This is a genomic window from Lentihominibacter hominis, from assembly GCF_014385065.1.
In the GTDB taxonomy this organism is placed as follows: Bacteria; Bacillota; Clostridia; order Peptostreptococcales; family Anaerovoracaceae; genus Lentihominibacter; species Lentihominibacter hominis.
The window spans coordinates 798,431-818,668 of sequence record NZ_JACRTA010000001.1 but is presented as its reverse complement, the minus strand read 5'-3'; the positions used below and the strand labels follow the sequence as shown (position 1 = coordinate 818,668).

The following is a 20,238-nucleotide window of genomic DNA, read 5'->3' as shown; positions in this document are numbered from 1 at the left end:
ATGTATTCTATAGGAACGATCGTGGCGATCATCATTCTGATAATCCTGATAATCGCCCTTATTGTAACAAATATCAGGATTGTACCACAGGCAAATGCTTATGTATTGGAGCGTTTGGGAGCGTATTATACTACATGGCAGGTAGGACTGCATTTTAAAATACCTTTGGTAGACAAGGTGGCGAGGAAGGTTTCTCTTAAAGAACACGTCATAGACTTCCCTCCCCAGCCCGTTATTACAAAAGATAACGTAACTATTGAGATAGATACCGTAGTATACTTTCAGATAACTGATCCTAAACTTTACGCTTATGGTGTAGAGAATCCTATGGCTGCTATTGAGAATCTTACAGCAACAACCTTAAGAAACATTATCGGAGAGCTGGAGCTTGACGGAACCCTGACAAGCCGTGAACATATTAACTCAAAGATCAGATTGGTTCTTGACGAAGCGACAGATGCGTGGGGGATCAAGATAAATCGTGTAGAAGTGAAAAACATCAACCCTCCAAAAGATATACAGATGGCTATGGAGAAGCAGATGCGAGCAGAGCGTGAAAGAAGGGAAGCTATACTTAGGGCAGAGGGTGAGAAAAAGTCAGCCGTGCTCATAGCTGAAGGAAATAAAGAAGCTGTTATTCTCGAAGCAGAAGCTTCAAAACAGGCAGCTATAAAGGCAGCGGAAGGAGAAGCCGAAGCTATACTCATGGTACAAAAGGCTACTGCAAACGGTATAAGGATGCTCAGTCAAGCGGAGGCGACAAAAGAAGTTCTGACTTTGAAAAGTCTTGAAGCTTTTGAAAAGGCAGCTGACGGGAAAGCTACAAAAATTATCATCCCGGCAGAAATACAGTCAATGGCAGGTCTTGCCAGTGCTCTTACAGGTATTGTTGAAGCGACGGAAACGGATAAAAGTAAATCCCCGTTATCACAGCAGGGAAAATAAACCTGCGTAATGTATATTGTCAAAAGGAAGATTTATGAAGATCTTCCTTTTATTGTGAAAATATAGATATTCTGACGAAAAAGCAGGTTCCTACAAACTAACTCTTTGCATTTGTTTTAACCGTACAAGTATGGTATAATAACTAATACTTATAAATATTTTTAGGAGAAATTTAATGTATCTATTGCTGATTTATTTTTTGATATTGATTATACCAATTATTGTAATGCCGGGGGCAATTAAAGCAGGAAAACTTTCGCCATATCGAGTTGTCATGTACTCTGCCATAACGATAGCTGCTGCAACGGTAGTGATTTTTATGATTGCCTCTATGACAGGTAAGGGGATTTTTGCACAGATAAAGGAACTTGTGGATGTGATGGCAAAGGATCTCGCCCAAAACCCTATGGTGGCAGATGCCTTTGATCTGGCAGCTGTGGGAGAAGCGGAACGTACAGAGATGTTTAAAAACCTCTATAATAGTACCTTTGCTGTTATGCCTGCATGTATTATGATTTTGGGAATGGTAGTATCATATATAGAATATATCATTATAGCCAAGATAATGGGAAGGCGTACACAGGTAAGCAAAATGCCTAAGCTGAGAGAATTCTCATGGCCAAACGGAGCTTTTATGGCTGTTATGGGAATGTATCTCATATCATGGATATTGACTCAGACAGGGGTCTTTGGCGACAATATGATATATATGAATGTGGATCTTTTATTTAATTTTGTATTTTCTGTACAGGGAGTTTCGGTGGTTCTGATGTTCTGCCATATGAAGCGGATACCTAAACCCATAGGTGTCGTCATAGCTATCGTTATGTGGATGATATATCTTGGCAGATTGGTATTGCTCATGGTGGGAATGTTCGATCTGATATTTGGAATTAAAGGAAAGATACAGGGCAGAAGCGCCCGAAGATAGATCGCATCAATATAATTTTAGGAGAAGGATATGTACGTTGGAAGAATAGAAAGGCTGCTGGCTCACTATACCATAGTGCCTATGTGTATAATCAATTCTTTCGGGAAGGTTTCCAGAGCCAACAAAAAGATTGCTGAGGTGTTTAAATATGATGGCATTATAGACGGAGACATCTTTGCTCTGACGGGAATAAAACTGCCGGAAATAATGAACGCTGCAAAAGAAGGCTCAGCTCTTCTTATCAAACGAAATGACAAGGCTTTTAAGATTCTTACCGGATTTATCGGGGAAGGAGAATCCGCATCAGTAATGATGTGTTTTATAGATGTCACTTCATTTGAAAATCTCAAAGATCTTTATAACGATGAGAAGCCATGTATAGCTTTAATAAATGTAGATAATCTGGAAGAAATGACACCGAGCGGAAAAGAAGAAAATGAACTGGAGGTTTCTACCGAAATAGACAAGCTCATAAGGGGATGGGCAGATAAAATGGGAGCGGCCATTTCCAGATACAAAGAGCATATGTATGAGTTGCTTTTAACTCATAAAAACTATAAAGAATTGGTGAATAATAAGTTTTGTATTCTTGATGAAGTCAGAAAAATAGACACAAATATGGACTTTCCCGTTACGCTTAGTATAGGAATAGGTGTGGGCGGCAAAACCATCGCCGAAAGTGAAGATTATGCTCAGGATGCTCTTAATCTGGCTCTGGGACGCGGCGGCGACCAAGCAGTGGTCAGGAATGTAAAGAATTTTGAGTATTACGGAGGAAAATCTCAGAGTGTTGAAAAGGGATATAAAGGGAAATCCAGAGTCATAGCACATGCTTTGAAACTATTGATGACACAGTCGTCGAAAATTTTTATAATGGGGCATGTTAATCCGGATCTGGATTGTTTTGGAGCCTCACTGGGGATATACAGAATTGCCAAAACTGTAGGCAAAGATGCGTATATTGTTCTCAATTCATACAATAATACTCTTTCTGATATTGTAAAAGATGCAAAAGAAACTGAGACTTATGAGTTTGTTACAACAGAGAAAGCTCTTTCCGCTGCGGACGGCACGGCTTTATGTGTGGTGGTGGATACTCACAGACCGACACTTGTTGAATCTATGGAACTTTTGGAAAAAGTCAACAGGACGGTGGTCATAGACCATCACAGAAGAACAGAAGGAAGCCTTCCCAATACCATATTATCCTATATGGAATCATATGCGTCGTCGGCTTCAGAACTGGTTTCCGAAATAGTCCAGTACGCCTGTGAGAAGAAGGTTCTGACAAAGCTGGAGGCGGATGCATTATTGGCAGGGATTATGGTGGATACTAACAGATTTGCAGTAAAAGCAGGCGTGCGTACCTTTGAGGCGGCTTCGTGGCTCAAGCGGGCAGGAGCAGATCTTGAGAATGTCAGAAGGTATTTTCAGACTGATGCAGAGAGTTTCCGTATTAGGGCAGCATGTATTGCCGGAGCCGAATTTTTTGATGGCGGCATAGCCATGTCTGTGTGCCCGGGACAGCATCATGATGCTCAAATCGTCAATTCCCAGGTGGCTGATGAATTACTTGCCATAAAAGGTATAAAAGCAAGCTTTGTAGCAGGAAAAAACCAGAAGGGAATTACAGTGGTAAGCGCCAGATCTCTGGGAGATATAAACGTGCAGGTGATTATGGAAGCTTTTGGCGGCGGCGGTCATTTTAATACAGCCGGAGCACAGTCGGAGCTTTCTCCTGATGAACTGCTGGAAAAAATAAGAGAAGTATTAGAAAAACAGATTTCGTGAGAACTTCACAATAGGAGGTTAAAATTATGATAGTTATACTGACAAAGGATGTTAAGGGAACAGGAAAAGCCGGAGAGGTCGTAAAAGTAAGCGACGGATATGCAAGAAATATGCTTTTGCCTAAAGGACTTGCCAAGGAGGCAACAGAAGGGAATATAAGAAATCTTGAAAAACAGAAAGCTATAGCCGCAGAAAAGCATAAAGAACAAAAGGCAGCTGCGCAGCAGCAGGCTAAGACCATAGAAAACATAACTTTGGAGATAAAGTCAAAGGGAGGAGAAACCGGTAAGCTCTTCGGATCAATAACATCTAAAGATATAGCAGAAGCACTGCTTAAGCAGGAGAATATAAAAATAGACAAAAAAAAGATAGAGTTATCAGGACCGATAAAACAAGCGGGAGAAACCGAAGTTAATATAAAGCTTTTTTCTGAGGTATCGGCAACGCTTAAGGTTAGGGTAACCGTTTAATTGTTGGAGAAGAATATGGAAGGAAGAATTCCTCCGCACAGTATAGAGGCGGAAAAATCTGTTCTTGGTGCAGCTTTGCTTTCAAAGGATGCTCTTTTTGATGTCGTCGAAGTGGTAAAAGCCGATGATTTTTACGATAATAATCATAAAGAGATATTTAAAGCTATGTTGGAGCTACACAGAAAAAATATTCCTGTAGATGCACTTACAGTATCAGAGGAACTTAAGAAAAAAAACAGTCTTAACATGGTGGGAGGCAGAGCTTATATCGCTTCTCTGTCCTCCGGAACTCCGACTACGTCAAATGCAATGGAATACGGTAAAATAGTTGCGGAAAAGGCGTCTATACGAAGGCTGATAGATACGGCAGACGATATAATGGCAAAAGGATACGAAGAAGCTATGGAAGCTGCTCAGATGCTGGATTATGCAGAGAGTGGTATCTTTGAAATATCACAGTCCAGACAAAAGGGACAGTATGCCCACATTAAGGATGTGCTTCTGGAAAATATAGAGATAATAGATAAGGCCTCTCAGATGGACGGAGGACTCACCGGAATTACTACCGGATTTAAGTATCTTGATATAATGACATCAGGGCTTCAACGCTCGGATCTGATAATACTGGCGGCAAGACCGGCTATGGGGAAGACGGCTTTCGCTCTTTCTTTGGCTCTTAATGCAGCGGTAAAAGGAAAAGCATCTGTCATGGTATTCAGTATGGAGATGTCTAAGGAGCAGTTGGGGCAGAGACTTCTTTCCATGGAATCTAAAGTGCCTATGCAGAGCTTGAAAACCGGCAAACTGGAAAGAAGAGACTGGGATGATATTAATATAGCATTAGATGTATTGTCTAAAGCAAATATACATATAGATGACACTGCCGGAGTCAATATAATGGAGATGAAGAGCAAATGTAGAAGACTTAAGGCCGAGGAAGGTCTGGATCTTGTTGTAATAGACTATCTGCAGTTGATGAATCCTGAGGGAAAGGCGGATTCCAGAACTCAGGAAATTTCTGTGATATCCAGGAACTTAAAATTATTGGCAAGAGAGCTGGACTGTCCGGTTCTTGTGCTTTCACAGCTGTCAAGAGCCCCGGAGACGAGAACTGATCACAGACCTATGCTTTCCGACCTCAGAGAGTCAGGATCCATAGAGCAGGATGCCGATATAGTTGTATTTTTATACAGAGACGAGTACTATAATGAGGACTCGGAAGCTCACGGAGAGTGTGAAGTCATAATAGCCAAGCAGAGGAGCGGACCTACAGGAACCGTTAAAGTCACATGGCTGGATAAGCTTACAAAATTTGTGGACAGTATGGGCGGAAATAATATCCCCGGCTTTTGATTTGGAGGATAGATGGGCTTTAAAAGAGAAAAGAGAAAAGATTATTTTTTGCTGGATACCAGCGTGGAAAATATATTTATAAATGAATACATGGTTTCAGCTCCGGGCGAGTTTGTTAAGGTATATATGTTTGCCCATATGTATTCTTGCTTGGAGACGGATATTACCAATGAGGATATAGCAAAACATCTGGGTATAGACCATGAGGATGTTCTTAAGGCATGGACCTATTGGGAGCGCATGGGCGTAGTCAGGAAGATAAGGAATAATCCTGATGATAAGTTTGATTACGATATAGAGTTTATAAGCCTTAAAGAGCAGCTTTACGGTGAAAAGACAAAGGCGAAGAGTATAACTGTTGAAAGCAATGTTAATTCTCTTATGTCTGATAAAGAGATACAGAATATGTTCACGCAGATAGAAAAGATAGCAGGAAAAGTTATAAGTGGGACTGAGATGATGGAGATACTTTCTCTCATAAATGATTTTAATGCTGCGCCGGAAGTTATAGTATATGGATATTCTTATTGCGTGCAGAAAAAGAAAAAAAATATTAAATACATAACGGCGGTTATCAAAAAATGGGCAGAAGAAGGTCTGACGGATGTAATAGCCGTAGAAAAGCATCTGAGCGAGAATGATAAAAAGCATCATCTGTATAAAAGGGTATTTCAGGCATTGGGATTTGCCAGAAATGCTACGGAAGAAGAGAAGCGCATTATAGATACATGGTTTGAAACTATGGGGTTTTCTCTTGATAAAGTTCTTACGGCATGTAGTAAGACTTCAGGTATATCCAGTCCTAATATCAATTATGTTAACAAAATATTGATAAACTGGTATGAAGAGCAGAACGGCAAATCTTCCGGAGGGAATAAGGAGCTTACTACCGGTGATATAATGAAGTACTATGATGCTCTGGTACGAAAGGAAGAGGAAGAAGCTCAGCAGCGAAGGCAGCAGGTATACGAAAAAGTGCCGAGGATCAAAGAGATAGAAGATGAGATTAGTACTCAGAGTAAAGAGATTTCAAAAATAATAATTTCTGACAGGGCTGACAGAAAACAGGCTTTGGAAGAGATAAGAGGCAGGCTGGATTCTCTTAATATGGAGAAGGCATTTCTGCTTACGGATAACGGGTTTGAGATGGATTTTATGGATATAAGATACAGGTGTCCGAAATGTAAGGATACCGGAATGCTTGAAACAGGAGAGAAATGTCAATGTTTCCGAGAGATAACGAAGGAAAAGATAAGCTTAATGAATCAGTAACATCTTCAAAAGAACAGAAATCTGATAGGACTGAAAATAAAGCCATGAGTAGAGAAGAACTGTTTTCTCAGGATGAAGAAGCTAAAAAGATTTACGAAGACATCATGAGTCTGAGAAAAAGTGTTGAGGCTCTTAAGACAGATGATATGGATATTTTGCCCGATTCGGGCAGCAGTCGGCAAGAAAGTAAAGACATAGTCTTGGAAGATACTGAGGAGATCATTGCAGCAAAACAGGCGATAATAGAGCAAGCGAGAAGAGATGCAGAAGCTGAAAGAATTCAGAGAGAGGAAGCCCTCAAAAGAGAGTTTAAAAAGAAACAGGCTCAGCAGGAGATTCTGGAAGCTCAAAAACGTGCTGCGTTAATAGAAGAAGAAGCTGAAAAAAAACGTCGTCGAGCAGCAGAAGCTGAAAGACGTGCTAAGGCCATATCCAGAAAACAGGCGTTGGATGCTATGGAAGCTGAGATACAGGCAAAGAATAAGCAGCTTCGTGAAAATAATACAGCGTCAGAATCTGAAGCTACGCCGGAAGAAATCAGAGAGTTTTTTGATGAAGATAAACCAGAGGATCTGATGAAAGGCCTTGAAGAGGCTAAGAAGGAACTCCTTTCAGCACAGCAGCAGCAAGATGCAAAGATAGGGACTATTTCCCAGATGACAGAGAAACATACAGAAAAACTGGCGGCTGAGCAGCAGATAAAACTTACGCAGCAGCAGGAGCTTCTCAAAGAAGAGCAGGCTAAGCTTCAAGATCTTTTAGAGGCTCATAAGTCAGAGAGATTGGCTCGAGAAGAACGGGAAAAAAATGAGAGAGCTCTGAGAGAACAGAGAACAAAAGTAGAAAAACTTATAAAAGAAGAGAAAGCTAAAGCAGCCAGAGAAGAAAAATTAGCTAAGGCAAAGAAAAAAAGAGATGAGAAGATCCAGAGGATAGAAGCCAAAGAGCGTCATAAAAGAGAAAAACGGGAAGCTGCCGAAAGAGCTAAGCTCGAGAAGGAAAGACTGAAGCAGAAGAGTATTGCCGATGCAGAATTAGGCGGAGGCGTTGTGAATGTAAAAGGCATACAGATCAATACAAAGATAAAGGATACTATGTCCATTTCTTTAAAAGATCTTCTGGGAGTCGCAGACAGAAAAGAGCGTAAAGAATCATCAGAAGAAAAAACTCAACAGATGAGAGAGGAACGCGAAAAACGCCGGGAAGAGGCTAGGGAAGCGGTAGAGCTTTCTATGAAGCAGAAAATGCTTGATTATGAAAACAGCCCTTTGGGAAAAAGGATGAAAGGCCTTAAGACGTTCTGCGATAATCATAAAGCGCCGCTGCTTACATTGTTTTCTGTATTTATAATGCTTCTTGTAGGTGTTGCAGGTGTTTTCAATTACTGTACCGCATATGAATATTCTTATAACGGTAAGACTTTGGGACTGGTTAAGGAGAAAGATGAAGTCTTGAGGATTACTGATCTGGTTCAGGGCGCTTTGACAGAAGATAAGAATGTTGATGTAATAATCGATGCTAAAGATGATATAGAGTTTAAAAGAGTATCTGCTCTGGGTGATGTGGAAATAGACAATTCTGAAGAAGTTCTCAAAAGACTTTCATATATGGGTAATCTTAATGTGAAAGCTTACGGAATATATGTCAATGGAAAGAAGGTCGGAGCTGTAGAAAGTAAAGAAGCTGCGGCCGATGTAATGCAGGATATTAAAGACAGATATACAAGCGGCAGAGAAGGAGCCGAAATAGAAGAAGCTGTATTCATAGAAAAAGTAGATGTCAAGCAGAGCAATACAGATCTGGAAGATGTTCTTTCTGAAAAAGAGATGGTTGAAAAGCTTTGTACCAGCGGAGAGACAGAGAAGATGCATAAAGTTGTAGCAGGAGAAACTCTTGCGGATATCGCTAAACTTTATTCTATGACAGAAGAGGATATCCTTCAGGAAAACCCCAATGTAGATCAGAAAAAACTGGAAGTGGGCAGCGTACTGAAGATAAAGCAGCATGCGCCTCTTCTCACCGTGAAGATAACCGAGCTTGTGACTTATGAGAAGCAGATAGAATATGAGGTTGAGGAAAAAGATGATGCTGATTTGTATGAGGGATATACTGAAACTCATCAGAAGGGTGAAAATGGTCTCAGTGAGATAACCTCGAGAATCGTTCTGGTAAATGGCGAGGAAAAAGAAGAGACTCCTCTGGTAACTACGGTGAAGAAGGAACCTGTAACAGAGGTGATAATGGTGGGAACCAAAGAAAAGCCGCCTACTGTCGGGTCAGGCAAGTATATCTGGCCATTATCAGGGGGATATACTCTTACATCTAATTTTGGTTCCAGATGGGGCAGAAGCCATGAAGGCATAGATTTGGGATGTCCTGTAGGAAGTAATGTTTTAGCCGCTGATGGAGGTACGGTTACATATGCCGGATACAGCGGGGCGTATGGATATCTTGTCATCATAGACCATCAGAATGGTATGGAAACAAGATATGCTCATAACAGTTCACTTCTTGTAAGTAAAGGCGATAAAGTTTATCAGGGTCAGCATATTGCAGAATCAGGGAATACCGGCAGAAGTACAGGACCTCATTGCCATTTTGAAATAAGAGTTAATGGTGTGGCAAAGAATCCGATAAACTATCTACCGTAAATATTGGGAAAAATTTTATATGCAGATGATTTATAAAGAGCCGTTTATGCGGCTCTTTATATTTGTTTAGATATAATGCCGTACGCTGAAAAGAATTGATACTGCGTACTTTGTCATATGAATGGTTCTAACAGGCATGCAACATAAATATATTTTAATATATACCGGCCCGCTGCAGATGGGACCGATTTTCTCAAAAGGAGGTATGCTTATGGAGAATCATACAGTCATGATAGATAACAGAGAGACCATCACAGTAACAGACATAAAGGAAATAGACAGCTTTGATGAAGATGAGGTGAGAGCAACTCTCAGCAAGGGCGCAATGATAGTGAAAGGTTCCAAACTCCATATTCAGATGTTGGATCTTAATGAAGGCCGCGCGGTAATAGTCGGCACCATAGATTCATTAATGTATGTAAAAGTAAGAGAAAAAGGAGAAAAGGGCTTTTTCGCCAAGCTTATGAAATGATGATAAAATTTACAGAGCTTATCGCACATCAAGCAGAAACCACGGCAGTAATGTTTTGTGCCGGCATTTTTACGGAAACTCTTTGGCAAATCAAAAAGAGGCTGCAGTATATAGCGACCGGACGTGGATTGCGGATCGTGGAGGAATTGATTTTCTGGGTGGCTTCGGGAGCTGCCCTTTCTGCATTTTTATATTACTGCGCTTTTGGAAAAATCACGTTTCATGCTGTTTTGGGCTTTTCGGCAGGACTGTTGTTGTGGAAAAAAATATGCTGTGTTATAATCAGGACATGGGTAAAAGACGACGCAGCAAAGAATTCAAAAATAACAGCCAAGTCATCGACATGGAACAAGCTAGGAGGCAGCGGCTGGAGAAAAGACGGGCGGAAAGGGAAAAAGAAGAAGCGAAAGCTAAGGAATCCGCCAGACAGAAGACAAGAGGAAAAATGGCTATCAGAAGAAACCGCAACAGACGGAGACTGATGATAGGCATTGTTGTTATGGTCATAATCGGGCTGATTTCATTTACTGTTATAAATATAATTTCTCTTAAGAAAGAGCAACATGATATGAAGGAGCAGAAACAGGAACTCCAGGATGAAAAAGAGCAGCTTGAAAAAGAGCTGGAGCAGGCTAATGATTTGAAAAATCTGGAAGAACAAGCTCGCGATCAGCTGAGACTGATAAAACCGGGAGAGACCATTTACATATTTCCTGATGATATAACAAAGCCGGACAAAGATGCAGAAGATACGGAGGAATAGGATAAATGACTTCGGATATGAAGATCAAAGAAATCATTATCGTCGAGGGACGTGATGACACGGCTGCCATTAAAAAAAGTGTAGATGCCGTCACAATAGAAACACATGGGTATGGTATAACAGAAAAGACCTGGTCTCTTATAGAGAAAGCGTATCGAGAAAAAGGAATAATAGTATTTACAGATCCCGATCACGCAGGAAGACAGATAAGACAGCGACTTATGAAGAGATTCCCCGATGCCAAAGAAGCGTTTTTAGACAGAAGTGACGCAGAAAAAAATGGAGACATAGGCATAGAAAATGCATCTTCGGAAAGTATAAGAAGCGCTCTTGAGAAGGCGCATTGTTTACTGGAGGAATCTGTAGGAGGACAGGAGTTTACCATTGATGATATGGTAGCGGCAGGTCTTGTGGGACAAGCGGATTCGGCGCTTAGAAGACAGTTTGCAGGCAAATCGCTTGGCATAGGATACAGTAACGGAAAAAGTTTTCTTCAGAAGCTGAATAAGTTTGGGATCACTAAAGAAGAACTTTATAAGGCTATCCGGGAGATATAGATGAAATTATATGCACCTTCTACAATACAGGATATAAAAGAACGACACGATTTTAAACTATCAAAAAGTTTAGGACAGAATTTCATAACAGACAGAAATGTGATAGAAAAGATCATAGACGGAGCGGAAATAAATTCCGACGATCTTGTGATCGAGATAGGTCCGGGAATAGGCGTTTTGACAGCTGCAGCTGCAGAATCAGCTGCGCGAGTTATCGCTGTGGAGATAGATAAAAAACTCATACCTATATTGTCCGAGACACTTGGCGGGTACGACAATATCAAGGTGATAAACAGAGATATCCTGAAGACAGATATAAATGAAATAATAAATGAAGAAAAAGAAGCCGGAACTTTCAGCGGCAGAGTCAAGATAATAGGAAATCTGCCGTATTATATTACTACGCCTATTATTATGAGTATTCTGGAAAGAGGCGTGTCTGTTGACAGCATAACGATAATGATGCAGAAAGAAGTAGCTGACAGGATAAAATCATCTCCGGGAGGGAAAACCTACGGGGCACTGTCTGTAGCAGTGCAATATTATTGCGATGTCCATCAGGTAACTTCTGTTCCCAAGGAAGTATTTGTTCCTCGGCCGAAGGTTGATTCCACAGTTTTGCAGCTTTCCGTAAGAAAAGAGAGGCCGGTGGATTTAATAAGCGAAAAGGTTTTTTTTTCCTGTATAAAGCATGGATTCGGGCAGAGAAGAAAAACACTTTTAAATTCTCTCACAGGAGTTTGCGGGCTGTCTAAAGATCAGATCAGAGAGATATTATCAGAAACAGGAATTGAGTTTAACAGAAGGGCAGAGACCCTGGATATAAAAGAATTTGCTGCCATCGCCAACAGCGTGGCTGCTTGTTATGGGAGATAAGACAGATGGAGAAACTGAAAGCGTTTTACAATAAATATCTGAAAAATTATATCGTATTGCTGTTTGTTACAGCAGTGGTCTTAAATCTTATTATAGAAACTCTTGCAAGGCATTCTCTTATAAGCAGCATTGCCTTTATGATACAGAGTCCTTTGGTATTTTTATGCAACGTATTAATGATATGGGCGGTTATATCTTTGGCATTGCTTTTTAGGAGAAGAGTTTTTGCCATGTGTATGCTGTCTTTGATATGGCTTACGCTGGGGATAGTAAACGGAGTGATATTGTCTAACAGAATGACGCCGTTTACTGTATATGATCTGAAAAGTTTGGAAGATGGGCTATCCATTGTTTCCAATTATTTTTCCGTGACGACTTTGGTGCTGGCTATAGCAGGGGTACTGGCCTTAGTTCTTGCAATAATATTTTTATACAGAAAAGCCCCAAAGCTTAAGAATAAAGTGAATTATAAAAAGGCAATCGCAGCTATAGCAATAATTGCCATTGGTACTTTCGGAGCTTTTCAGCTGGCTATAAGAACAGGAGTACTGGATACTTTCTTTGGAAATCTCGCTTATGGATACAGAGATAATGGAGTGCCTTACTGTTTTCTTGTGACATGGATGGATAAGGGGGTAAGCAAACCATCAGGATATTCTGAAAATCAGATAAAGAGTATTTTTGAGGACGGTGAATTAGGAGATGACAATATATATACGCCGGGAGAAGATGATAATACGGACGTGAAAAGCAAACCTAATATTTTATTTCTGCAACTTGAATCTTTCATCGACCCTACTTTGGTAGAAGGGCTTGAATATTCAAAGGATCCTATACCTAATTACAGGCAGCTTATGAAAGAATATTCTTCAGGATATCTGACAGTACCCGCTGTAGGAGCAGGTACTGCTAATGTGGAATTTGAAGTTATGACGGGCATCAGCGTTAAGTTTTTTGGACCCGGGGAATATCCATATAAGGAAATATTGAGAAAGACAACGTGTGAGACTACGCCTAATGATCTGAAAACTCTGGGATATTCGTCTCATGCTATACATAATCACAGAGGTGTCTTCTACGGAAGAAATAAAGTATTTTCAAATATGGGGTTTGATACTTTTACAAGTTTGGAATATATGAATAATGTTATGAAGACTCCTAAGAACTGGGCAAAAGATTCTATCCTTACAGAACAGATAATGGATGCTCTTGAAAGTACGGACGGATCAGATTATATATATACTATTTCGGTTCAAGGTCACGGAAAGTATCCGACGGAACAGGTAATAGAAGATCCTGCTGTTACAGTTACCAAGGCTGAATCAGAAGAACAGAAGTGGACATATGAGTATTATGCTAATCAGGTATACGAGATGGATTTATTCGTCAAAGAATTGACTGATACTTTGGCTAATTATGATGAAGATGTTATTCTGGTAATGTATGGAGATCATCTTCCGGCACTGGATATGACGGAAGATATGATGAAAAACGGTTCTTTGTATCAGACTCAGTATATAATATGGAATAACTTCGGCATGGAAAAAGAAGATCAGGATCTGTATGCATACAACTTGACATCGGAAGTTTTAGACAGACTCGGCATATCAGTGGGAATGATAAACAAATATCAACAAAGTCATAAAGATGATAATGATTATCTGAGCGGTCTTGAATCTCTGGCCTATGATATGTTGTATGGCAAGCAGTATATTTATGGAGGAAAAAATCCATATAAGGCTACAAATCTCAAGATGGGTGTTAAGGATATCAAAATAGATGAAATAGTTAAGATCGGAGAAAATTATTATATCAAGGGGCAGAATTTCACTGAATACAGTAAAGTGTCCCTGGATGGAGAGATATTGAGTACGGTATATCTGGGACCTACTATACTGGCTTTGAAGGAGGAAGTTGATCCTGAAGATGTTTCAAAGATGAAGATAAGTCAGGTCGAAAAAAATAAGGAGATTCTGAGCACAACGGAATAAAGCAAATGGAAAGAATAAAAGTTTTTGCCATAAATACAAGTCCCCGAAAAGGGCGAAATACAGAACAGCTTCTTGATGAGGTATTGGCAGGCTGCCTTTCGATGAATACAGACGGCGGAGTTCATGTCAGTACGAAGCTGATGGGAGTATGTGATGCGGCTGCTGAAAATTTTAAAATGTGCAGAGGCTGCTGGGCCTGCGCCAAGACAGGACAATGTGTCTGCGGAGATGATTTCATAAAAGATGTTTATGATGAAATAGAAACTGCAGATATTGTGATATTCGGCGTACCGGTATATTTTTACAGCGTTTCCGCTCAGTGTAAGGCTATAATGGACAGAGCGCTGGCATATATGCCGGTTGGGGATGGAAAGATTACTGTGTCAGCTATCACCTGCGGAAGTGCAGGTGTTGTCAGTACTTTGCAGGCAATGCAGAGTTTTTACAGCTGTCATAATTTTATTGACGCCGGATGGGTCGCCACTTACGGAAAAACATCAGATAAGGAGAAGGGAAAGGCTGTAGCGTATGATTTGGGAAGAAAAGCGGTTAGGCTTGCTTCTGTTGTTAAATCTGCAGTCAATGGTGCTGAGGAACGGGGAGATGATGCGATGTTGAAAGATTTGAAACATGGAAATCATTTTGCTTATGGAACGCATACTTTTCCACAGAAAATTAGATATGAATTTTGATTATCTTTTTAGAAGTTCTTATATGCCGGTATAGCCCGTATTTACAGGCTTTTCCGGCATTTTTCGTATCGGAAGAAACTCACATATATTTTTATATCCGCTTAGGTTTTTGCTTTCAAAAGTAGTAAAGAAGTAGTAAAACCTTGATTTACTACTAAGCTGCTATCCGCAGCATTTCAGCTTTTGCGCTGTCGAAAGTAGCGTGTGCGTAATAGTTCAGCGTCATAGTAATGTTGGAATGTCCCATAATGTACTGTAATGCTTTCGGGTTCATTCCGGCATTTGCCATGTTGGTACAGAACGTATGACGTAAGGTGTGCGGTGTCATTACTTTCGGTAGAGCTTCCTCATGGTACTTGTTGTACTTCTTTGCAAGCCCCCTAAACATACCGTCATAATTGGTAGCTGTTTTCGGGTAGCCGTCCCGGTTGAGGAAAAGGAAGTTGCTGTAACCGTCAATAGTAACAGCTTTTGCACCCCTGCGCCGTTTCAGCACTCGGTTAAATGCTTCATATACTTTTTCGCTCATTGGAATTTGACGAATACCGCTTTTCGTTTTTGGTGTTTCAATGTAATATCCTGTTTCCGCACTTCTTAAAAGTTGGTGGTCTACATTGATTATCCTATTCTCAAAGTTAATGTCAGTATCGGTCAGCCCGCAAAGTTCAGAGATACGAAGCCCTGTCCCAAGCAAAATAATAAGCTCGTCATAATACTTCTGATAAACTTTGTCATTTTGAGCAAAGGACAAAAAACTTTCTTCCTGCGCTGGTGTTAGCGGAACCTTTGGTTCTGTATCATCTTCAATGACAGTGTTTAACTGGAAGTCAAAAGGATTTTTCCTTATGCAATCGTCCTGTATCGCTGTGTAAAAGGCAGCTTTCAAGGAACGCTTGTCATTACTGATAGTCTTATAGGAAATTCCTTTTTCTTTCATGCGGATTGCCCATTCTTTCGCGTCGGACAGCTTCACGCTGTCAATCGGGCAGCCCCCAAGTTTATCTTCTTCCAGTAGCTTCATCAGCCGCTTGCGTCCGTTTTTCGTATTGTACCTTACATTTCCCCGGTGGCGTATCTGCTTTGCATAAAGTTGGCAGACCGTCATTTTCTTGCCTATGGTGTCTATCCCGTCGTCAAGGTCTTTCTGTATCTCTTTTACCTTTTCTCGTAGGGATATATCCTCACGCTTTCCGGCAGGGGTCTTGTCCGTAGGTACTAACTTCCACGCATACACAAACTGCGGATTACCAAAGGTATCTATATATTTGTAAGCATATCTTCCGTCTTTTCTCTGGCTCTCTCCCGACCGCAAAACTCGATTTTTGCTGTCACGTCTTTTCTTTGACATTTTTCAATGCTCCTTTCCAAGACGGAAAGAGCCTTGATATGCTTATCCCATTATAGCACATTCAAGGCTCAATTTCACTATCAGATTGTGTCTATGGTATCAATCATTTTTTCAAACTGTTTGCGCTTGATTTGAATACGGTTGCCGTTCATAATAACCCACCCGGCGGCAGGATTTTCCTCGGCTAATTTACGCAGCTTGTTTTCTCCGATACGGAAGTATTTAGCTGCTTCATCTATCGTAAGCGTGTATTTTTCCCAAATAGGCACGTCGGCGTTACTCATAGTATCGTCCCCCTTTCAATATTAGGAAAAGTGAATAGTAAAAGGGGCTTTAATCGGACGGCTGTTAGCACAACCTCGCGGGAGTTCCACCCCTGCCCGTTAAGGCAGCTCTACCCAATGCCTGCGACGCTTTTAACGCTCGGACTATGGCTATAAAGGCTTGTCTACCCTTAGTGCGTGTCGTCGCCCACAAGCCGCTACACTTGTTCCCCGGCGTGGTGGTGGTCGCTCGACTTTCTCCAATAGAAGAAAAGCGTCATGGCGCACCTGCCGTATGGCTCAACGCAAAAAGGACGTATCCGATTTGCCCTATACTGCGTCGCCGTTATCTTGCGTCGCTTTCTTTGTCAAAGAGCAAGTAAGGTCAAGTCAACAGGCAGCGGAAAGGGGGACGCTGCTTGTGGTTATCTCAAACCTTGAATGAAAGGACAGCCCGCATAAGACGCGAACGCAAGCGGTCGCGTATATCCTCATCTATGCCCCAATAGATATTTCCGCGCTCATCACGCAGCTTTCGCATAGACAGGGACGCTATGTAGCTTTCGTAATGCTGTACGACAATGTTCATAGCTTCCGGGTCGCCCTTAGTAGCGGCTATGATTACCGGGTAAGGCAACAAGCCGCGTTCGTCCTGTTCTGATTTACTAATCTGTGCAGTCATAGGCTTTTTCCTCCAAATAGCGTTTTAACAGCTTCATTGAGCTTGTCCGGCGGGACTGTACCGTTGTCCTTGACAGATTACAAAACTTTGCAATCTCGCGTTCGCTCATGTCAAAGAAATAATACAGCAGTACGGTTTCCCGCTTTTCTTCCGGCAAACTGTGCAGGGCTTCGGCAAGCAGCTTCGCAGTAATTTCTTTGCCGCCGACAACGAAAGACTGTTCTGCTTCATCATCTGCAAAATACTCGTCGCAGACGTAGAGCTGTTTTTCTTCCAGTGGCGACAGGTCAGAAAAAGTAACCTCGCGTAATTGTCGCTGCTTTGTGTCCCTGTGGGCATTCATAGCTTCTCGCTTCAACGCCAGTTTGCAAAAGCCGTTAAAAGCACAACGGATTTGCCATTGGGTACGAATAAGCTCGTTCATGTTCTCACCTCCTTTCGCTGCCGCGAAAGCGGTGGAGTTTGAAATGTCCCCTTTCGTAAACCCTCAAACCAACGCACTTCAAAATGGACGTTGGTTTTAGAAATTTTTTGAAAAAGTTTTTTGATAAAATACAAAATGCGCCCGTCTGCAAATTGCAGACAGGCGCAAAGGAATTATCAAAAGTATATGTATGATTTGTGAGTTCATCTATGTAGCCAGAATAACCCGTTGGCGGGTAATGGCTTTTTTTGATAACAGTCTATTAGGGCATAGGAAAAAGGACATGACGATACCTCCTTGATACCGCCATGTCTTTATCTAGTAGGAGAGTTATCGTTAGAATTTAGATAGATAAAAAGAAACGGCGGCTCTGAAAATCAAAGCCGCCGAAATAGAATAGGCGCGTGAAAACCTGTCTGCGTTGCGACAGCTTTTTTTCTTTGCCGTCGTCCGGCAGATGTTCTATACTATGTCAATTTCAAAAATTTCTCATTATCCTTTATTACTTTTTTGTTTTGTCTTATGTAAAAGCAGGATAACCAAAACAGAAATAGCTATACTGCATAGAATATATGTCCAATTAAAATATGATAGATTTATTAAATTCTGTGCTGATTGATTTTTTATGAAGTTTGTATATGGTGCGTTACTCTTAATCGCTTCCATAACTCCTACAACATTTATCGGTCTTAAATTGTATAAGTACGCACCAAATAAATATATTGCTGCTTTTTCAACAACCGACGGTATTAAAATAGCCAATGCAGCAAGCCATAATTGACATTGCTTGTGGGATTTCTGTAAATATAACGCCCCAAAAAGATAGGGCAATATCGCAAGGCAACAGCCCAAGAGGACAATATTCTGATGAAGCCCAAAGAGGGCAAAGAATATGCGGATAAAAAGATACGTTCCAAATATAATTAACCAATCAATGAGCAAGCTTTTTATTGGCGTGTGCTTTTTTACTATTTCATTCTGTAACTGCATTTCACTACCTCCCAAATAGACGTTACACTTTTGGAAACGTCAAGGTTACGGTTGTTCCACCGTATGAATTGTTTTTAAGCTCCACCGTGATAAATAAGTCAGTTGCCATTTTCTGAACAAGGTATAAGCCCATACCTGTAGAACGACTAAGGTAACTGCCCGTATCTCCGGTAAACCCCTTGTCGAAAACAAAGGGTAAGTCAGACAATGGTATGCTTGTGCCGTTGTCTTTGATAGATAAAGAAATCTGTTCACTATTCATACTATCAGCTATGGAAAATATGAGCCGTGGGGCAAGGTTGTTTCCCACATATTTCACACTATTACTGATTATCTGTCCTAAAATGAACATCAGACCTTTTTTGTCAGAAATCACTTGATAATCGTTTTCGGTATATTCAATAGAAAATCCGGCTTCTTCAAGAAGCGTTAAATTATCTTCAACTGCTTCACGGCAAGTTCCAAGAATTGAAAGCGACTCAAAAGAGTAATCCTTATGTGTAGCCCCAAGCCTTGAAAAGTATAGAATTTGTTCTATATCCTGTCGGGTATGGTCGCGTACATAAAGCATACGAGTATGAACCAAAGGGGACATTTCATCTTTTCGATTATCCAGTAGCAAGGTCATAAGGGATAGTGGTTTTTTGATTTCATGCACCCAATTTTCAACATAGTGTTCATAGTCTGTAACTGTAATTTTCTGTTCGTTGATATATTCTTGCTGCGTCCTCAAATGTTTTCCCAATTCACAGATAAGAGGGCGTATTACAGCGGGAACAGCTTCACACAGTAAGTATTCGTTGGTATCGTCCGGCTCTAATAGAAAACGCCGAAAAATAGCGTCTGCCTTGTTACGTTTTCTGATTGATATAGCAAGAGGAATAGCAAGTGCGGCAAATGACACAAAAATTATCAATGCAGCATAATTTATAAAATAATCAGGGTTAGCCAACCAAGCAAGAAATATAAAGAACAAGTCCAAACAGGCAAGTGTAATAATCCATACCCGGTTAGAGGAAATATAGATTAAAAGTATTTTCAACTTATTCATAAGCGCACCTGCTCTTTCAAGCGGTAGCCTTGACCGCGCACTGTTTCTATACGTTCTTCAAGACCAAATTCACGAAGCGTTTTTCGCAGCCGAGTAAAATTTACTTGTAATGCATTTTCGTCTATAAATTCTTCTGTTCCCCATAGTCTAATGCATAATTCTTTTTTAGAAACAATCTTAGGGCTATTTTTCAAGAGAGCAAGTAATATTTTTCCTTCGTTCGGTGGCATAAGGTAAGAGCTATTCCCTACATAAATTGTAAAGGTATTCGGGTCAAGTAAAAAACCACCTCCATCAAGTAACCCTTGCTGTACCTGTTCTTCTTTACGTCGAAGAAGATTTTTAATTCGGGCAAGTAAACGTGACATATTACAAGGTTTTGTTAAATAGTCATCAGCCCCCAAGTCTAATGCGTGCAGTTCGTCCTGCAATTTATCTCTTGCAGTCAATACGAGTACCGTACCAATCTGTTTAGCTTTCAACTCTTTACATATTTCAAAACCCGAACGAAAGGGAAGATTGATGTCAAGCAAAATTAAGTCGGGAAAATATGCTGCTATTTCTGATACTGCGTTTTCAAAATCCGATAATCCAATCGTATCATATCCCGATTTTTCTAATAAGTTCAACAGTTCTTCTCGCATATAAACATCATCTTCAACCACAACTATCTTTGCCAATATGTCCGCCTCCTTTCCCATAATATTTATAAGCCT

Annotated in this window: 21 protein-coding genes; 14 read left to right on the top strand and 7 right to left on the bottom strand. The window is 40.7% G+C overall.

Annotated features, from left to right (window positions below):
- The 14 genes from H8692_RS03875 (at position 1) to H8692_RS03810 (ending at position 14,764) form a co-directional block, all read left to right on the top strand.
- Entirely contained in the window at positions 1-945 is a 945-nt protein-coding gene (locus H8692_RS03875) for an SPFH domain-containing protein (protein WP_187525023.1), read from the top strand.
- Between the two features lie 175 nt (positions 946-1,120).
- Entirely contained in the window at positions 1,121-1,876 is a 756-nt protein-coding gene (locus H8692_RS03870) for a DUF2232 domain-containing protein (RefSeq protein ID WP_187525022.1), read from the top strand.
- A 30-nt stretch (positions 1,877-1,906) separates the two neighbouring features.
- Positions 1,907-3,667, top strand: a complete 1,761-nt coding sequence (locus tag H8692_RS03865; protein ID WP_187525021.1) for a DHH family phosphoesterase — start codon at positions 1,907-1,909, stop codon at positions 3,665-3,667.
- 26 nt (positions 3,668-3,693) lie between these two features.
- The gene (gene rplI / locus H8692_RS03860) at positions 3,694-4,137 is read left to right on the top strand and encodes a 50S ribosomal protein L9 (protein ID WP_187525020.1); all 444 of its coding nucleotides are present in this window, start codon (positions 3,694-3,696) and stop codon (positions 4,135-4,137) included.
- Positions 4,138-4,152: 15 nt separating this feature from the next.
- Positions 4,153-5,490 (top strand): replicative DNA helicase, encoded by a 1,338-nt coding sequence (gene dnaB / locus H8692_RS03855; RefSeq protein ID WP_177268107.1) that lies wholly within the window; start codon positions 4,153-4,155, stop codon positions 5,488-5,490.
- Positions 5,491-5,502: 12 nt separating this feature from the next.
- Positions 5,503-6,762, top strand: a complete 1,260-nt coding sequence (locus H8692_RS03850; RefSeq protein ID WP_177268105.1) for a DnaD domain protein — start codon at positions 5,503-5,505, stop codon at positions 6,760-6,762.
- Positions 6,714-9,413: a peptidoglycan DD-metalloendopeptidase family protein gene (locus H8692_RS10835; protein WP_187525019.1), complete on the top strand. Its 2,700-nt coding sequence runs from the start codon at positions 6,714-6,716 to the stop codon at positions 9,411-9,413. The genes H8692_RS03850 and H8692_RS10835 overlap by 49 nt, the downstream gene beginning before the upstream one ends.
- A gap of 211 nt (positions 9,414-9,624) precedes the next feature.
- The gene (locus H8692_RS03840) at positions 9,625-9,885 is read left to right on the top strand and encodes a YabP/YqfC family sporulation protein (RefSeq protein WP_177268101.1); all 261 of its coding nucleotides are present in this window, start codon (positions 9,625-9,627) and stop codon (positions 9,883-9,885) included.
- Positions 9,882-10,367, top strand: coding sequence for a spore cortex biosynthesis protein YabQ (gene yabQ, locus H8692_RS03835; RefSeq protein WP_187525018.1), 486 nt, complete (start codon positions 9,882-9,884; stop codon positions 10,365-10,367). The genes H8692_RS03840 and yabQ overlap by 4 nt, the downstream gene beginning before the upstream one ends.
- The gene (locus H8692_RS03830; protein ID WP_177268097.1) at positions 10,331-10,648 is read left to right on the top strand and encodes an FtsB family cell division protein; all 318 of its coding nucleotides are present in this window, start codon (positions 10,331-10,333) and stop codon (positions 10,646-10,648) included. Before yabQ ends, H8692_RS03830 begins: the two co-directional genes overlap by 37 nt.
- A 5-nt stretch (positions 10,649-10,653) precedes the next feature.
- Positions 10,654-11,205, top strand: coding sequence for a ribonuclease M5 (rnmV, locus tag H8692_RS03825; RefSeq protein ID WP_243206885.1), 552 nt, complete (start codon positions 10,654-10,656; stop codon positions 11,203-11,205).
- A complete protein-coding gene (gene rsmA, locus H8692_RS03820; protein WP_177268095.1) occupies positions 11,206-12,081 on the top strand; it encodes a 16S rRNA (adenine(1518)-N(6)/adenine(1519)-N(6))-dimethyltransferase RsmA in 876 nt (291 codons plus the stop codon).
- Positions 12,082-12,086: 5 nt separating this feature from the next.
- A complete protein-coding gene (locus H8692_RS03815) occupies positions 12,087-14,072 on the top strand; it encodes an LTA synthase family protein (protein WP_177268093.1) in 1,986 nt (661 codons plus the stop codon).
- Between the two features lie 5 nt (positions 14,073-14,077).
- On the top strand, positions 14,078-14,764 hold the full coding sequence (locus tag H8692_RS03810) for a flavodoxin family protein (RefSeq protein ID WP_187525017.1): 687 nt from the start codon (positions 14,078-14,080) through the stop codon (positions 14,762-14,764).
- Positions 14,765-14,918: 154 nt separating this feature from the next.
- On the opposite strand, the gene H8692_RS03805 is transcribed toward H8692_RS03810, so the two are convergent.
- The 7 genes from H8692_RS03805 to H8692_RS03775 form a co-directional block, all read right to left on the bottom strand.
- Complete coding sequence (locus H8692_RS03805) at positions 14,919-16,112, bottom strand: site-specific integrase (RefSeq protein ID WP_002610375.1); 1,194 nt, start codon at positions 16,110-16,112, stop codon at positions 14,919-14,921.
- Positions 16,113-16,192: 80 nt separating this feature from the next.
- On the bottom strand, positions 16,193-16,396 hold the full coding sequence (locus H8692_RS03800) for an excisionase (RefSeq protein ID WP_002610370.1): 204 nt from the start codon (positions 16,394-16,396) through the stop codon (positions 16,193-16,195).
- 409 nt (positions 16,397-16,805) lie between these two features.
- Complete coding sequence (locus H8692_RS03795) at positions 16,806-17,057, bottom strand: helix-turn-helix domain-containing protein (protein ID WP_002610366.1); 252 nt, start codon at positions 17,055-17,057, stop codon at positions 16,806-16,808.
- Complete coding sequence (locus H8692_RS03790; protein WP_187525016.1) at positions 17,041-17,481, bottom strand: RNA polymerase sigma factor; 441 nt, start codon at positions 17,479-17,481, stop codon at positions 17,041-17,043. Before H8692_RS03790 ends, H8692_RS03795 begins: the two co-directional genes overlap by 17 nt.
- Positions 17,482-17,973: 492 nt before the next feature.
- On the bottom strand, positions 17,974-18,471 hold the full coding sequence (locus tag H8692_RS03785) for a hypothetical protein (protein ID WP_002610362.1): 498 nt from the start codon (positions 18,469-18,471) through the stop codon (positions 17,974-17,976).
- A gap of 22 nt (positions 18,472-18,493) precedes the next feature.
- A complete protein-coding gene (locus tag H8692_RS03780; RefSeq protein WP_002610358.1) occupies positions 18,494-19,522 on the bottom strand; it encodes a sensor histidine kinase in 1,029 nt (342 codons plus the stop codon).
- A complete protein-coding gene (locus H8692_RS03775) occupies positions 19,519-20,202 on the bottom strand; it encodes a response regulator transcription factor (protein WP_008727270.1) in 684 nt (227 codons plus the stop codon). Before H8692_RS03775 ends, H8692_RS03780 begins: the two co-directional genes overlap by 4 nt.
- Positions 20,203-20,238: the final 36 nt, after the last annotated feature.

Excerpts from the sequence above, each read along its gene's own strand:
- H8692_RS03875 (WP_187525023.1), top strand. The coding sequence starts at position 1 with ATGTATTCTATAGGAACGATCGTGGCGATCATCATTCTGATAATCCTG.
- H8692_RS03830 (WP_177268097.1), top strand. The coding sequence starts at position 10,331 with ATGGCTATCAGAAGAAACCGCAACAGACGGAGACTGATGATAGGCATT.
- H8692_RS03795 (WP_002610366.1), bottom strand. The coding sequence starts at position 17,057 with ATGACTGCACAGATTAGTAAATCAGAACAGGACGAACGCGGCTTGTTG.
- rplI (WP_187525020.1), top strand. The coding sequence starts at position 3,694 with ATGATAGTTATACTGACAAAGGATGTTAAGGGAACAGGAAAAGCCGGA.
- yabQ (WP_187525018.1), top strand. The coding sequence starts at position 9,882 with ATGATGATAAAATTTACAGAGCTTATCGCACATCAAGCAGAAACCACG.
- H8692_RS03780 (WP_002610358.1), bottom strand. The coding sequence starts at position 19,522 with ATGAATAAGTTGAAAATACTTTTAATCTATATTTCCTCTAACCGGGTA.
- rsmA (WP_177268095.1), top strand. The coding sequence starts at position 11,206 with ATGAAATTATATGCACCTTCTACAATACAGGATATAAAAGAACGACAC.
- H8692_RS03805 (WP_002610375.1), bottom strand. The coding sequence starts at position 16,112 with ATGTCAAAGAAAAGACGTGACAGCAAAAATCGAGTTTTGCGGTCGGGA.
- H8692_RS03870 (WP_187525022.1), top strand. The coding sequence starts at position 1,121 with ATGTATCTATTGCTGATTTATTTTTTGATATTGATTATACCAATTATT.
- rnmV (WP_243206885.1), top strand. The coding sequence starts at position 10,654 with ATGACTTCGGATATGAAGATCAAAGAAATCATTATCGTCGAGGGACGT.
- H8692_RS03840 (WP_177268101.1), top strand. The coding sequence starts at position 9,625 with ATGGAGAATCATACAGTCATGATAGATAACAGAGAGACCATCACAGTA.
- H8692_RS03865 (WP_187525021.1), top strand. The coding sequence starts at position 1,907 with ATGTACGTTGGAAGAATAGAAAGGCTGCTGGCTCACTATACCATAGTG.
- H8692_RS03815 (WP_177268093.1), top strand. The coding sequence starts at position 12,087 with ATGGAGAAACTGAAAGCGTTTTACAATAAATATCTGAAAAATTATATC.
- H8692_RS03785 (WP_002610362.1), bottom strand. The coding sequence starts at position 18,471 with ATGCAGTTACAGAATGAAATAGTAAAAAAGCACACGCCAATAAAAAGC.
- H8692_RS10835 (WP_187525019.1), top strand. The coding sequence starts at position 6,714 with ATGTTTCCGAGAGATAACGAAGGAAAAGATAAGCTTAATGAATCAGTA.
- H8692_RS03810 (WP_187525017.1), top strand. The coding sequence starts at position 14,078 with ATGGAAAGAATAAAAGTTTTTGCCATAAATACAAGTCCCCGAAAAGGG.
- dnaB (WP_177268107.1), top strand. The coding sequence starts at position 4,153 with ATGGAAGGAAGAATTCCTCCGCACAGTATAGAGGCGGAAAAATCTGTT.
- H8692_RS03790 (WP_187525016.1), bottom strand. The coding sequence starts at position 17,481 with ATGAACGAGCTTATTCGTACCCAATGGCAAATCCGTTGTGCTTTTAAC.
- H8692_RS03800 (WP_002610370.1), bottom strand. The coding sequence starts at position 16,396 with ATGAGTAACGCCGACGTGCCTATTTGGGAAAAATACACGCTTACGATA.
- H8692_RS03850 (WP_177268105.1), top strand. The coding sequence starts at position 5,503 with ATGGGCTTTAAAAGAGAAAAGAGAAAAGATTATTTTTTGCTGGATACC.